Genomic DNA, 15228 nt, shown 5'->3' with positions numbered 1-15228 from the left:
ACCCAATTTTATCTTTTCGTTAAATGTGTATATCCGTTGGTGATTAACGCTTGCTCTAGTATAGACAATACCTGCCCACTGATTTCAGTATTAAGCACTGAGGAAGTTTGAGCATTGTTTAATAATAACTCTGAACAGTAATCTATTTCATGTTCAAACCCTCCACCACAGCTATGCGTAATGGTGTGAGTTTGACCTCTTAAATGAACATCAATTCGTGAAGGGTTCCACCATTTATCATGTATGACGATCTCAACACCATCGCCTTTTAAAATCGCGCTCCTTGGTAAGTTTTTTGAAATTGACGCCCCTATTTTTCCTTTCATCTTTCCATCAAATAAAAACTCCACGTTTTCATCAACTCTCCATTCAGGGTGTTCTGCGGTAATAGAGACCGACGGTGTTGGGACATCTTCACCAAAGAAATGGCATAAATCACAGTAAAACCAAACGCCGTATACCCCGACATCGAGTGTCGCTCCCCCTGACAATTCAGGATTAAATACAAATATATTAGGATCATACACACTTTCATTACCGAAAGAGGCTTCTATGGAATCCACGACAATCTTGTGTTCATTCATAAAAGTCTTCAACTCTCGATAAGCGGGGAACACAACAGTTTTCATCGCCTCAAGCAATAACACTCCGCTATCTTTAGCAAGTTTCTGCATGTCTTGCCAATCTTGGTAATTAGTAAACGCAGGCTTTTCAACTAAAACGTGTTTATGGTGAGAAAGAAACAATTCCACTAAGGGTCTATGATAAGGATGAATTGTCGCGACATAAACAATATCAACGGTAGGATCCGTCGCTAATTGTTCATAATCACCATAATGAGATACCGCCTTATAACGGGTAGCAAACCGCTCTGCTTTATCAACATCTCTAGCAGCAACGGCCTGTAATTCTCCACATTGACTGTTGCTTGTTAAGTCTTGAGCAAATCGGTGCGCTATGTTTCCAAGCCCTGCAATGCCCCACTTTATTTTTTTCTCTGTCATTACCTCATCCTATTATTTTTAATCGAGACAGTGTAGTCACCTCAACGTAAAAGAAAAATAGAACAAATAAGCACACTTGTTCCTATTTAAAAATAGCCAACGATCATTGTTTGAATACAAAGCGGTTCGTTCGTATTTATTTTTAGATGAAAATATAATCGCGACTTATGGTTCGCCATCATTGATAACTTCTACTATAACTGTTTCAATGTAGTTAACCTGAATTCTGGATAAGGCTGAACTAATTGCCCACCTAACGATCAGATCTTTCGACCAAGAATTATTTGAACGTATTTTAAAAGGTGGGCAAGATGAATAAATTAGTTGATATATTTTGTGATGTCGATGATTTTTGTTATCAATTCTTATCTCAATGGGAAAAATACCTTGTTGAGGCTAGTGAGAGAAAAAGAAAACGTCAGTCAGTAATGTCTACTAGTGAATGTATGACTATTGTCATCGCTTTTCATCAATCAAATCATAGAGATTTCAAGAACTTCTATATCGGGTTAGTTCATCAATATTGGAAAGGATACTTTCCAAATTTACTTAGCCACACTCGATTTGTGAGCAAAATGCCTAGCCTAATCGCCCCAATGTGTGCCTATTTTCAATCTATCAAAGGTAAGCCGACTGGCATTGCTTTTGTTGACTCCACGAGTCTTAAAGTATGCCATAACATTCGAATTCCTCGCCATAAAGTCTTTGATGGTGTTGCGAAAAGAGGAAAAGGTACCATGGGATGGTTTTTCGGCTTCAAACTTCATTTATTGATTAACCATCTTGGAGAAATTATTTCGCTGAAAATCACAGCTGGCAATGTAAATGATAGGACTCCTGTACCTGATTTATGCAAAGAACTCTCGGGGAAATTGTACGCTGATAAAGGGTACATAGGTAAAAAGTTGAGTGAGAGCTTAAAGAACTCTGATGTCGATTTAGTGACTACCTCGCGAAAAAACATGAAAGCAAAAGAGATAAGTGCTTTTGATAAGGCTATGTTATCAAAGAGATACATTATCGAAACGATAAATGACCAATTGAAGAATATCTCTCAAATTGAACATAGCCGTCATCGTAGCGTGACTGGTTTCATGCTAAATGTAATTTCAGGCGTTGTGGCTTATTGTTTAAAAAAACAAAAGCCACGAATTAAGCTATCAGAATGTGAATTTGAACTAATCCTCGCTTAAAGCATGTTTTATCCAGAATTCAGGTTAGTTATTAACATCATAGTAACCAAAGGATGACGAAGAATGAACTTACGCTATTTACTTCTTACTGCCTGCATAATGAGTATGCCCGCACAGGCGAAGCTAGCAGAGAAAGAAGGGGTTAGTGGAGAAATTGCGTTAACGACAGGATTTACGTCTTCAACTTCCAATTTTAATACCGAAGGTGATGATACCATTACATCAAACAAACAAAGTGCATCCACTGACAGTGACTTTATGGCCTTTCCTCTTGGAAGCATTGCCTATACGTTTGGCCAAGAATTAAATCAACAAGTTCATGTCGGTACAACACGTCAAGATGTGGCAACAGGTACCGTTGTTCTTGAGGTCGGCTATAAATATCAATTTGAATCAAGAATGGCGATTGATGTTTCTATTCTGCCAACCATTATGTCAAGTAAGACGTGGGCAGACCCATACTTGGAAGGCTCTGCTCGTACAGAAACAGATGCTTCAGGAAACGCATTTCGTTTTAGAGTCGATAACATTGCAGGCTCAAACTTTACCATTGATACCGCCTATGCCACCAAAGACATCGAGAATGATGACGTCGAAGACATACTAAAAAGAGACGCGGATACGATCTACTTAAAAGGTCAATATCGCTTACCACTAAGTCGTACTTCATTCATCCTACCTTCTGTTATTTACCAATCTTCATCTGCGGACGGAAAAGCAAGCTCTTACGATCAATACGGTGCTGAACTGAGTTTTTTCAAGTTAATGCAAAGACACCAGTTGGTATTAACTGCTGGTTACAATCAACGAACATTCGGTGCTGAAAACCCTATTTATGGCGACACTCGTGAAGACAATAAATTAAGCTTCTTTGCTGCTTATGAATATACTAAATTTATGGATTGGCAAGATTGGTCATTCATTTCTTTTGCAGGCTACAGCTCAACCGATTCAAATATTACTTTTTATGACGAATCAGAATACATTGTTACTGTCGGTGTAAACTATAAGTTTGTAAGCGTGCGGGGAACTACACCTAACAAATAAAATTCATTATGCGTATCTTACGATCTTTCATTTAACGAGAACGTAATTATGCAAAAAGATAAAAAGAGAACACCAGAGCAATGGCACGCTCTATTTGAATCTCAGCAATCTAGCAAGCTTAGTGCCGCTGAATTTTGTCGTAACCATAATATTCTGCCAAAGACATTTAGTGCACGTAAAGCACGATGGAAACAAAAGATTAACGCTTCTACTTTCTTGAAAGTAGAAGCGTTAACATCAACTATCATCGCCACTCCACAATTACCAGATATTCAACTTTCTATCGGAAAATTGCGATTAACATTGCCAGCTAATACTGAACCTCACTGGATAGGACTCTTATTAAAAGGGTATCAATCATGAATGTATTTACTGATGTTTCCACCATTTATCTTCATCGTGATTTTGTCGATTTTCGCAAGGCCATTAATGGCCTTGTCGTGATTGTTGAGCAAGAAATGCAACTATCACCGTTTAGTGATGCTCTATTTATATTTTGCAATAAGCCTCGTGATAAACTCAAAATATTGTATTGGGATAAAACAGGATTCGCTTTATGGTACAAGCGATTAGATGAAGACCGCTTCAAATGGCCACGAAATATAAATAACGATACGTTAGCATTATCAGAGCAGCAACTGACACTGCTATTACAAGGTTTTGATATCTTAGGACATCAACCGGTACATTATCAAACAACCCTTTAAATAGTTATTCTCAGTCAAGAATAGGAGGCAACCGATTGATTACCTGTATTATCGTTATATAGTCATCTACATGACTGATAAAATAAAACCACTTCCTGATACCATTGACGAGCTGAAAGCACTTGTGCTTCAGCTTGAAAATAAATATAACCGTCTTCTAGAGCAATTTCGGCTGGCTCAACATCAGCGCTTTGGTAAAAGCAGTGAATCTGACTCGACTCAATTTGATTTATTCAATGAAACAGAAGAAGAAATCATCATTGAAAATGATGACACACAAACGATTACCTACACTCGTCAAAAGCCAAAACGCCAACGCTTACCTGAAGACTTACCGCGTACTGTTATTATCCACGACATAAAAGATAAAACTTGTAAGTGTTGCGGTCTAGAGATGCATGCGATGGGTAAAGACATCAGTGAAAAGTTGGAATTTGTACCAGCTAAAGTGGAAGTTATTCAACATGTTCGTCCTAAATATGCTTGCCGAAATTGTGAAAAAAACAATACTTCAGTAGACATTAAACAAGCCCCAATGCCAGCGTCACCAATCCCTAAAGGGATTGCGACCGCAAGTTTACTTGCTCAAATTATTACGGCTAAATTTCAATACAGTCTTCCACTTTATCGTCAAGAAACGTTATTTCAGCAATGGGGTATCATTATTGGACGGCGAACGATGGCGGATTGGTTAATAAAATGCTCGGTACTATTTACCCCTCTTAATAACGAGTTACATCGTATTTTGCTTGAACAACCCACTCTGCATTGTGATGAAACAACGGTAAATGTGTTGGATGTTGAAAAAGCAAAATGTTATATGTGGGTCTACTGCTCTGGCTATGATTCTCCAGGCTCTGGTGTTTTGCCTGGAATTGTACTTTATGATTATCAATCTAGCAGGCATGGCTACCATCCAGTTAACTTTTTAAAAGGTTATAACGGGTATTTACATACCGATGGTTACCAAGGTTATGAACAAACTGAAGCGATGTTAGTTGGCTGTTGGGCACACGCACGTCGACGATTTATTGAGGCTCAACGTGTTCAAGTAAAAGGGAAAACAGGGAGTGCAGATTGGGTATTGAGTAAAATCCAAAAGCTATACCGGATCGAATCGTTATTAAAAGAGGCTTCCCCTGAAGCCAAGTATGTTGCTAGGCAGACAGAAGCCCGCGATTTACTTAAAGAGCTCCGTGATTGGCTTGATAGCGCAGTTAGTCGAGTATCACCTAAAACAAAATTAGGTGAGGCGATTAGCTATACATTAAATCAATGGGATAAATTAGTTCGTTATATTGATGATGGATTGTTATCTATTGATAACAATCGAGCAGAGCGAGCGGTTAAACCGTTTGTTATCGGCCGGAAAAACTGGTTATTTTCGGGTTCAACGGCTGGTGCAGATTCAAGTGCAATGCTTTACAGCATTGTAGAAACAGCAAAGGCAAACGGATTAATCCCTTACGATTATATTAGGTATTGTCTAGATCGTTTATGTGTTGGATCGCCAGATATCGATTCACTTTTACCTTGGAATGTAAAAGACAAGGTGTAGTTCCCCGCACGCTTACATAAGTTTTAACCACTTTACGTAAATAAAAAAAGCCCTGTTTGATGAGTCTCAAACAGGGCTTTTTTCATACTATGTTCTAATCGTATTTAATAAAACTTATAATCACTACTAAAGAAATTAATCAATTTTCTTAATACAATATCTCGATGTTTATCGTCTTCTATCAACATATCATGATACGAATCTGGGATTGTTTCTAAATGACAAAGATGACTGTTCTCATGAAAACTTCGCTGAGCCACATTACTCACAACAAGATCGTCTCCTGCTTGTAAAATCAGCATTGGAATTTTTATTTTATGAGCTTCAGCGATGCATTTTTTTCCTGCTTTTATAGATTCAGTGATCCAATGAGTACTTGGGCCTCCTAACCGTAAATTCGGCATATTTTCAAACAGCTCAACAAACATTTGATATCTTATTTTACTGTGAGTTAATACGTTATCGTCATACTCAACTTTCTTAAAATGACTTTGCCCTAATGCATAGTTAGGCTTACTCGCCAACACATCAAGTAAGTTTAGTGTTTGAGTTTTTAGTCCATACGCTTTGCCTGGTATATACACACCAAACATTGGTGACGTTGCCGCTGATGCCGTTACGGGATGATCAAATTTTGAAAGGTATTGGGCGGTCACCGCTCCCCCCATCGAATGAGAAAGCATAAAGCACTCTCCTTCTAAATTTGGTCTGACAACCTTTTCCATAAAGATATACAGATCCATCACATAATCATGAAAGTCATCCACATGGCCTAATTCGTGATCTTGCGTTATCCGTCCTGACTCACCTTGTCCACGGTGATCATACGTATAAATATTAAAATACTGACTTAACTCAAGAATGGCTTCTTTGTATTTCCAATAACTTTCATTACGACCATTAACGATCACTAACGTCTGTTTCTTTTCACCAACGTTAATGTTAATCCACTTCAAGGCAATTCGATCAACACCGAGCACTTCACCGTGCGTTTTGTTGCTCCAAATCTTATCAATCGGATCTTCATAATCTTGTTTTCTGTTCTCTTCTTTCAATCGATCTTCGTGTGTTTTTACAAGAATATGCGGTTGCGGTGCTTGCTCTAAATTCAATTTAGGCGCAATCACCTCTAGAAATAATTTCCCCACATCTTTACCGTGTTGATAATCGTTATCTAATTGCTCTTTAGTGCTTCCCAGTAATTTAGATTCAAGGTTCTTATTCGGTGAAATCTCATAAATAGTGACATCATCCGGCGGATTAGCTAAAAATACCTGCGTTTTACGGTAGCTTTCTTCGTGATTCATCAACATCACGGCCATTTGATTTAATTTGGCATTTTTAGTCATCTTGGCGACTTTCATCATCCAGTCGTGGTTTTCTTTAAATTCAACCGGAACAGTACGGATAACAACAATGTGACGATAACCTCTATCATAGGCTTCTTGTACAGGAATCGGCGTCGTTAATCCTCCGTCAACCCATTCCATTTTATCCATGATCACCGGTTGTTTATGCAACGCAGGAATCGCGCAAGAGGCACGTAAAATATCTTTCCAATTTGTGGTCGATAAGTCAAAGTACTTAGTTTCAAAATTAGTGGCATGAGCAGCAACAGCAAGTACTTGTTTGGTATGTAAGTGCATTTCTCCTACTGTCCAGTTTAACGGAATATCGGCTTCGGTTTTATCGATTAACCAATCCAGATCCATCCCTTCGCCAGAGAGTAAAAAACGAGACAATTTAAAAAAATCAGGACTGCGGGTGATTTGATTAATGATCCGGTAAGCGTGTCCTTTATGCCCACAGATGTAAGAGGCCAAATTCAACGAACCTGCCGATGTTCCAATCAATAAAGCAAATGGATTGAATTTGGCTTCTAAAAACGTATCCAGCACTCCTGCGGTGAAAATCCCCCTTTGACCACCACCTTCTGTCACTAAAGCAATCTTATCGACTTTTGTTTTAGGTACACGAAACACATCATAATTTTGTTTACTGATCGAATAATGTTCGCCCATTCGTTTTGCCCATTCTCGATAACGTAATTGTCTTTGTTCTATTATGGCATATCGCTATAAAGCGTGGGCGGTAAATAGAAGCACGATAAATAATGATTTTATAACTCTTTCATAACTAAGGAATGACTTTTATGAATTTATATAAAATTCTATAACTAGATAAAGCTACAATCACAAATTACCTATGTTAAGGTTCTTAAAAATGGAGGGCACATGATGAAAGACTATGAATTGTTCATAAAAATTAACGATGCCATCTTGCTTGAGTTTGATATATTTAAAGCATGGGAAAAATCATTACTCTTAAACGCTCAAAACCAATTGATGGACAGATTCCCTATTTCGGAACCACAGAGAGAGCTGCTCACCAAAGTCTTAAATAAAAAAAGACCCAAGAAAAAAAGAGAAAAAAAACCATATTGCTAATTGTCAATATGGCTTATCATTTCAGTCGTTCTTTCCACTCTCTTCTTAAGACTTTTTCTAATTAAAGAGTCTACAAAAACAATAAAAATCGGTCTTAGTTCTTAAGATTAACCCGCTTCGCGTGGTGCGCGCCAATCATCATTACCTGCCGTGCCACACGTTTCGTGAGTCACTTCAATTGCACGGTAAGTAAACTTAAGCACTTCTTCTGTTACACGATCTGACGTTGCAGCATCTTGACAATGAGCCATGCGAGTTTGCATATCTACAAGCAGTGCATCAATCAATTTGATTGTGTAATAGTGCTCTTGCTTACCAGAAATAGACGTACGGTAGAAGTTGATACTGCACTCTGGTAATTTTTCACCTGAAACTAATGAGTTAAACAACAATGGAGAACAGCGGTCTTGTTGTTTAGTTACAATCACAGGACGGTGAACTCGTTGACCTGTTGGCTGGCCACTTTGAGGATCACGTGGAACCGTTAATACATGATCAAGTTCTTGAACAAGAAACTCATCAATGTGTGCTTCTTGCCACGTATTCCCTATTGAATCTGCTGAATACGCATCTTTAGTGATGTCACCCTGAACTTCGCCTTTTATTGACATATACGCTGGAGTTGGCATCTATTTATTCCTTATTTTAAATTCGATTAGAGTCGTGTTAATCACGATATGAATGTAATAAGGCAAGATAGATGCCAAAAATAATAGCCAACAAAATCAGTAAATTAAAAAAACACTAATTTACAATCACAAAATAAAAACAATAAATTGGATCATTTCACAATAAGTTGAACATAAATAAACCTAGTCACGGTGGTGTTGGCTAAAGAAATCCAACGCTGGCCCTTTAGGTATAATAAGTGTTGGGTTAATCGTTTCATGACTGCCGTAATAATGCGCTTTTATGTAGTCAATATTAACCGTTTCACTCACTCCGGGTTGTTGAAATAAATCACGTAAATAGCCCCAAATATTCGGGTAGTCAACAATGCGTTTTAGGTTACATTTAAAATGCCCAACATAAACGGCATCAAAGCGAATCAATGTCGTAAACAAACGCCAATCCGCCTCTGTGATCTCATCACCAATTAAGTAACGTTGAGTCGATAAGCGTTGTTCTACCGTCTCTAATGCTCCAAATACTTCGGCAACCGCATCATCATACGCTGCCTGAGTCGTAGCAAAACCCGCTCGATACACCCCATTATTAATCGTTGGGTATATAAATGCATTCAACTCATCGATGTCATTTAATAAGTGCTCAGGAGAAAAATCCAATTCAGTGGCACCAATATCATCAAAAGCAGAATTAAACATACGAATGATCTCTGCCGATTCATTACTCACGATCGTATTGGTTTTCTTATCCCATAAAATAGGAACCGTGACTCTTCCCGTATAGTCAGGAGCAGCCTTCGTGTAAATTTCATGCGCATAAGTTGCATGATTTACCGTATCTTCAATAACGCCTTCACCCGGTTCAAATGTCCAACCGTCGTCTCCCATAAACGCATTCACCACAGACATCGAAATCATGTCTTCAAGCCCTTTTAGCTTACGGTAAATCACTGTGCGGTGTGCCCAAGGACAAGCCAGCGAAACATATAAATGATAACGCCCAGATTCAGCATTAAAACCTGACACTCCAGATGGGCCAGCCCTGCCGTCTTTTGTTATCCAATGGCGAAAACTGGACGCTTTACGCTCAAATTTACCGCCCGTTGATGCCGTGTCGTACCAATCCGTGTGCCATTTTCCGTCAACTAAAAGTCCCATGCTGTTTCCTCGCTATTCATTAAAGATAAAAATGTGTATTAATTACTAAAGACGTCAGTTTGTTAGTTAAAACGACCTTGGCTATAATCATCAAACGCTTGCAATACTTCTTCTCTGGTATTCATTACAAACGGACCACCACGCGCAATCGGTTCGTTCAATGGTCGCCCTGCAATCAATAAGAATCGAGTCTCAGAATCAGACGCCATCACCGAAACTTGTTCTCCTTCATCAAACACACCAAGAGATTTCTTTGTTATCTTCTGGGTACTGTCATTCGCCATGGTCACCGCCCCTTCAATTACGTAGATAAACGCGTTGTGCCCAATAGGTAAGGCTTGTTCAAAAGTCATTCCTTCTGGCAATTTCACGTCCATATATGTCGGTGTAATGTGCGTATTCTTTACTGGTCCAGTCGTGCCTTCATTAGTTGTACCGGAAATTACTCGAACCTCAGTCCCGTTCTCTCTTAACTCTACTGGTGTTGATTCTGGTGGGTACTCTTGATATGCCGGCGCCATCATTTTTGAAGCCTTAGGCAAATTCACCCATAATTGAAAACCTTTCAATAACCCTTCTTCTTGTTCTGGCATTTCAGAATGCAATACACCTTTGCCTGCGCTCATCCATTGAACACCTCCGGGCTCAACAACCCCTTCATGCCCTGCATTATCTTTATGACGCATTTTCCCATTTAACAGGTAAGTCACGGTCTCAAAACCGCGGTGCGGGTGGGTTGGAAAACCACCGATATAATCCGATGCGTCATCACTTTCAAAACAATCTAAAAGCAAAAATGGATCTAAAACATTCAACTGTTGCGTACCAATAATTCGCGTTAATTTCACGCCATCACCATCAGAAGTCGCTATCCCTGGAAACACATTTTTTAGCGCTCTATTTTTATTTGTCATACTCTATTTTCCCGCTTAATTCTTTTATCTTTAGGCTTATGCCTATCGCTTGGTGTAAAGAATAGTCGTTGAACAAAAGTAGATAAACAGCAATACTGAGGAAACACTGTTCTCATATAAAGAACAATAGATAAATAAGGGGCAGTCATGGGTCAGCTAGAAAGTATGCACATTTTTACCAAGGTGGTAGAAGCAGGAGGAATAACAAAAGCGGCGGAACAGTTAAATTTGGCGAAATCGGCCGTCAGTAAACGACTGAGTGAATTAGAGCAACAACTTGGTATTAAGCTCATCAATCGAACGACTCGTACTTCTAGTCTTACCGAAGCAGGGCAATCTTATTTCATAAAATGTAAATTAATACTTGAGGAAGTAAACGATCTTAACTGCCATGTGTCAGCCATTCATCAAGAATTAAATGGCACCATAAAACTCGCCGTTCCCCTCACCTTTGGTGTGATGCATTTGGTTCCTGCCTTAGATGATTTTGCAAAAGCACACCCTAAATTGAAACTGGATATTGATTTCTCTGATCGCAAAGTCGATTTGGTTGAAGAAGGTATCGATTTAGCGATTCGTATTGGTAATCTCACAAGCTCAACACTGCAAGCTAAAGCCATTGCCCCTATTCATCACGTGTTATGTGCAAGTCCTGCTTATTTAGCTGAACATGGCAATCCATCCACTCCTGACGCACTTAAATCACATCAGCTATTAAGATACCGTCAACAGCCTTTATCTGGTGTTGAATTACGTGATAATAAAAATCAAGCGATGACGGTTCCAATGGAAACACATTGTATTGCGAATAATGGAGACTTCTTAAAAGCGATGGCGGTCTCTGGGCATGGGATTATTTTTATGCCGACCTTTATTGTTTGGGAGGAGCTTGCGAAGGGAACGTTGCTGCCTATCATGAACGATTATCACTTCAACTCAGTACACGCTTATGCTCTTTATCCTGAAACCCGATATCTTCCTCAAAAAGTACGTAAATTGATCGACTTTTTAAGTGCTTATTTTGGGAATGAGCCTTATTGGGATAAGTAAATTTATGCGAAAGAAAGTTGCAATATCCGTATCGTAGAACCGAATATTGCAACTGTGTTATTTTAGTATAAGACCATGGTTAGGTAACCTAAAACCAGTACTATCATAGACGTTAACGCATAAGGAACCGGATAGCCTACCGCAGGCATATCACTTTGACATTCATCCTGAGCGCCTTTCATTGCAGGTGTACTATTACGAGCACCAGCACATGCACCAGCAAGGATCGCAGGGTTCATTTTGCGGAAATATAAACCATAAATCCAAGCCAACAATGGTGGAAGTAACGCTGCCAATAAACCTAAGCCTGCAATCTTAATCACTACAATACCTTGGAATGACGCCAATATTTTAGGGCCTACTGCTGCTGCTAATACTGCAACAAACAAGCTCAAACCAATATCTTGTAAGAAGCTACGCGCGCCCTCACTCATTGGTCCACCAAAGGCGGGATTGCGAGTTCTCAAGAACGAAAAGATGATTCCTGTAAGCATACAGCCCGCAGAGGTTCCTAATGCAAATGGAATGCCACTAAAGGTCACACTTAAGTGTCCACACACATAACCAATTAACAAAGAAAGCGCCAAATAGAATGTTTCTGTTAGCGTACTCTCAACAATCGGATTACTGTTCAGTTTTTTAGCAGCTTGTTTAACACACCAATCAGAACCAGCGACACGAATAACATCACCGACTTCAACCACGGTTTGAGGTAACATCGGTAACTGATGCCCTTGTCTAAACACCGCTTTCATGTAGATACCAAAACCAACTTCTTTACTCATTTCTTCGATGGTTTTGCTTGTGTAGGCTGATTTACCTAAATGAATATCGGCAACTTCGATATCAACATTACGCGCTCTAGGCTCATCAACTTCAACACCAACCGTAGATTCGCCGCCTTCGATTAATACATGGTAGTCACCTCGGATACCGATGACATCTCCAAGTTGAAGTTGTGGGTTATCTACCGCATCAAACACCTCATCACCACGAACGACTTTAAGGATCGCAGCATGGGGATAACGATGAAATAACGCTTCTACATTCTGTCCAACTAATTCTTGGTGATCAACTCTGTACGCTCGAATATCTAGAGGAAGAACCCCTAAATTTGAGAATCCATTCGTGCTTGGTAATGCTTCTGTATCACCACCCGCACCAAAATCGGCTTCAGCATCTTTACCCGCTTTCACCGGATCAATACCAAACATCGCAGGTAGGTATTTAATAAGTAAAATAATGAAGACACTAGAAAGAATATAACTAATGGCATAACCCGCGGCTATGTTGGCACTGATTTGATCAAGCGTCATTCCTGCAGGTGCTTTAACTGCCCCTAAATTAATGGCAGATTGAGCTACGCCCATCACGGCAGTTACAGTGTAACTTCCAGAAATAATCCCTGCCGCATAACCCGGTGCTAAATCCAGTAATTTAGAACCAAAGAAAACAATTAGGAAATTACTGAACACGACAATAAGACCAATAACAACAAAGTCTATTCCTCCTCGTGCCAATCCAGAGAAAAACTGTGGTCCTACTTTCATACCAATAGCGTACATGAACATCATTAAGAAGATATCAGACACCAAACCCGGCGCATCAATATGTAAACCATAAACAGAGAAAGCGGTTAACGCGATACCAACACCAACAACCAGAGTACCCGCCGTTGAACCTAAGTTGATGCCTTTAATCGTTACTTTTCCTAAAGGATAGCCAATGGCAATGCTTAAGAAAAGAAACACAAAAGGATTGTGGGCGATATACGTAAACAAAAAACCAAATAATCCAGAGGCTTCATGTTGCGCTAACGCTTCAACCGATTCGGCAGCCATAAGGCGACTAGAGAAGAGAAAAAGTGACAGAGTAAGTAATAAAGTCCGGCGTTGAGACTTCATCCAGTGAAAGACGTTACTCAATTGATCAATATTCATAATTATTTCCCATATAGAATAAAGATGGAGCAGGCTTCTACTGATATTGATAGAAGCGCATTAAAAAAATGGGCCGTAAAAACGGCCCAAAAAATATTAACCGTGATTAAAGCCTGAAGATTCAACTTCATCACTACCATGGGAGATTGGGTGCTTATCGAAAAACTCGATGCAATGTTTCAGATCGGCAACCAGTAGATCAGCTTGATCTCGGCTAAAGCCATGACGAACCAAAATACGCATAATCACCAAGTCTTCACGTTTTGGTGGCATTGCATAAGCGGCAATTTGCCAACCGCGAGAACGAATTCGGTCTGAAAGATCAAACAAGTTAAACCCAGGGTTCACGCCTTCTTTAAGCGACCAACTCATTGCAGGGATACCACCTTTACCATCATAAATAATGTCAAACATGCCCATTTTTTCGATTTCAGCAGAAAGATACACCGCCGTGTCGTAACACGCTTGGTGGATCTTACGGTACCCTTCTTTACCTAAACGTAAGAAATTATAGTATTGCGCTACAATTTGGCCGCCAGGGCGAGAGAAGTTCAACGCGAAAGTAGGCATGTTGCCACCTAAGTAATTCACGTTAAAAATAAGATCTTCGTGCAATGCAGATGCATCACGCCATATTACCCAACCCACACCTAATGGACTCAAACCAAATTTATGGCCTGACGCATTGATTGATTTCACACGAGGTAAACGGAAATCCCACTCTAACTCAGGATCACAGAATGGGGCTAAGAAACCGCCACTCGCCGCATCAATGTGCATTGGAATATCTAAACCAGTTTCTTCTTGTAGTTTATCTAACGCTTCATGCACTGCTTTTACTGGTTCATACTGACAAGTAAATGTCACACCCAACGTTGGAACTACACCGATGGTATTTTCATCACAACGTTTAATCACTTCTTCAGGCGTCATAATTAGACGATCGCCTTCCATTGGGATCTCACGTAATTCAATATCCCAATAACGAGCAAATTTATGCCAGCACACTTGAACAGGACCACAGATCATATTTGGTTTGTCTGTTGGTTTGCCAAGTTTTTTCATTTTTTCACGCCAAGCCCATTTTAGCGCCATTCCGCCGAGCATTGCGGCTTCACTTGACCCCGTAGTAGAACAACCTAACGTATTTTCTGCATCTGGAGAGTTCCATAAATCAGCTAACATATGCACACAACGAGCTTCAAGCTCTGCGGTTTGAGGATATTCATCCTTATCGATCATGTTTTTATCGATGCATTCGTCCATTAGTTTGTGGACTTCATCTTCAACCCAAGTTTGGCAAAAGGTCGCTAAATTCTGTCGAGAATTCCCATCCATCATTAGCTCATCATGAACAACTTGATAAGCATGACGAGGATCATGTTCGTGCTCAGGCATTTTGTATTTTGGCATAGATAGGGAAAGGTCAGTTGATGAATAAACATCATCAAGAAGATCGTCTCTGACTGTATCTTTAGAATGAAGAGGCATACGTTTTAGCTCCATTGAATTAAACAAACAATAAAATATAAACTGTCGAATTGATTGGATTCGGCCTTAATGAGTAAATAATTAACAACAGTG

The 15228-nt window shown here is 39.6% G+C and carries 14 protein-coding genes; 7 read left to right on the top strand and 7 right to left on the bottom strand.

Going from position 1 to position 15228, the window contains the following annotated elements:
• Nucleotides 1–8: 8 nt before the first annotated feature.
• The gene (locus VSAL_RS06570; protein WP_012549944.1) at nt 9–1004 is read right to left on the bottom strand and encodes a Gfo/Idh/MocA family protein; all 996 of its coding nucleotides are present in this window, start codon (nt 1002–1004) and stop codon (nt 9–11) included.
• Between the two features lie 311 nt (nt 1005–1315).
• Between VSAL_RS06570 and VSAL_RS06565 the strand changes: the two genes are divergently transcribed.
• From VSAL_RS06565 to VSAL_RS06545, 5 genes are all read left to right on the top strand, one after another.
• Nucleotides 1316–2197: an IS982-like element ISVsa6 family transposase gene (locus VSAL_RS06565; protein WP_012549007.1), complete on the top strand. Its 882-nt coding sequence runs from the start codon at nt 1316–1318 to the stop codon at nt 2195–2197.
• Between the two features lie 63 nt (nt 2198–2260).
• Entirely contained in the window at nt 2261–3244 is a 984-nt protein-coding gene (locus VSAL_RS06560; protein ID WP_044583223.1) for a DUF2860 domain-containing protein, read from the top strand.
• A gap of 48 nt (nt 3245–3292) precedes the next feature.
• The gene (tnpA, locus tag VSAL_RS06555) at nt 3293–3607 is read left to right on the top strand and encodes an IS66 family insertion sequence element accessory protein TnpA (RefSeq protein WP_012548925.1); all 315 of its coding nucleotides are present in this window, start codon (nt 3293–3295) and stop codon (nt 3605–3607) included.
• On the top strand, nt 3604–3951 hold the full coding sequence (tnpB, locus tag VSAL_RS06550; RefSeq protein WP_012548924.1) for an IS66 family insertion sequence element accessory protein TnpB: 348 nt from the start codon (nt 3604–3606) through the stop codon (nt 3949–3951). The genes tnpA and tnpB overlap by 4 nt, the downstream gene beginning before the upstream one ends.
• Before the next feature lie 70 nt (nt 3952–4021).
• The gene (locus VSAL_RS06545; protein WP_012549088.1) at nt 4022–5509 is read left to right on the top strand and encodes an IS66-like element ISVsa2 family transposase; all 1488 of its coding nucleotides are present in this window, start codon (nt 4022–4024) and stop codon (nt 5507–5509) included.
• 104 nt (nt 5510–5613) lie between these two features.
• On the opposite strand, the gene VSAL_RS06540 is transcribed toward VSAL_RS06545, so the two are convergent.
• Nucleotides 5614–7530 (bottom strand): alpha/beta fold hydrolase, encoded by a 1917-nt coding sequence (locus VSAL_RS06540; RefSeq protein WP_012549943.1) that lies wholly within the window; start codon nt 7528–7530, stop codon nt 5614–5616.
• A gap of 213 nt (nt 7531–7743) precedes the next feature.
• On the opposite strand from VSAL_RS06540, the gene VSAL_RS06535 reads away from it, so the two are divergent.
• Complete coding sequence (locus tag VSAL_RS06535) at nt 7744–7956, top strand: hypothetical protein (protein WP_012549942.1); 213 nt, start codon at nt 7744–7746, stop codon at nt 7954–7956.
• Between the two features lie 107 nt (nt 7957–8063).
• Here VSAL_RS06535 and VSAL_RS06530 read toward each other — a convergent pair whose 3' ends face one another.
• The 3 genes from VSAL_RS06530 to VSAL_RS06520 form a co-directional block, all read right to left on the bottom strand.
• On the bottom strand, nt 8064–8585 hold the full coding sequence (locus VSAL_RS06530; protein WP_012549941.1) for an Hcp family type VI secretion system effector: 522 nt from the start codon (nt 8583–8585) through the stop codon (nt 8064–8066).
• Nucleotides 8586–8768: 183 nt separating this feature from the next.
• Complete coding sequence (locus VSAL_RS06525) at nt 8769–9740, bottom strand: glutathione S-transferase family protein (RefSeq protein ID WP_012549940.1); 972 nt, start codon at nt 9738–9740, stop codon at nt 8769–8771.
• A gap of 62 nt (nt 9741–9802) precedes the next feature.
• On the bottom strand, nt 9803–10654 hold the full coding sequence (locus tag VSAL_RS06520; protein ID WP_012549939.1) for a pirin family protein: 852 nt from the start codon (nt 10652–10654) through the stop codon (nt 9803–9805).
• Between the two features lie 147 nt (nt 10655–10801).
• Here VSAL_RS06520 and VSAL_RS06515 point away from each other — a divergent pair, with 147 nt between their 5' ends.
• Nucleotides 10802–11704: a LysR family transcriptional regulator gene (locus VSAL_RS06515; protein ID WP_012549938.1), complete on the top strand. Its 903-nt coding sequence runs from the start codon at nt 10802–10804 to the stop codon at nt 11702–11704.
• Nucleotides 11705–11766: 62 nt separating this feature from the next.
• On the opposite strand, the gene VSAL_RS06510 is transcribed toward VSAL_RS06515, so the two are convergent.
• Nucleotides 11767–13644: an aspartate:alanine exchanger family transporter gene (locus VSAL_RS06510; protein WP_012549937.1), complete on the bottom strand. Its 1878-nt coding sequence runs from the start codon at nt 13642–13644 to the stop codon at nt 11767–11769.
• A 96-nt stretch (nt 13645–13740) separates the two neighbouring features.
• Nucleotides 13741–15135, bottom strand: coding sequence for a glutamate decarboxylase (locus VSAL_RS06505; RefSeq protein ID WP_012549936.1), 1395 nt, complete (start codon nt 15133–15135; stop codon nt 13741–13743).
• Nucleotides 15136–15228: the final 93 nt, after the last annotated feature.

This window comes from Aliivibrio salmonicida LFI1238 (genome assembly GCF_000196495.1).
Classification (GTDB): domain Bacteria; phylum Pseudomonadota; class Gammaproteobacteria; order Enterobacterales; family Vibrionaceae; genus Aliivibrio; species Aliivibrio salmonicida.
Note: the sequence above shows the minus strand (reverse complement) of the source record. Positions and strands in the feature narration are given on the sequence as shown.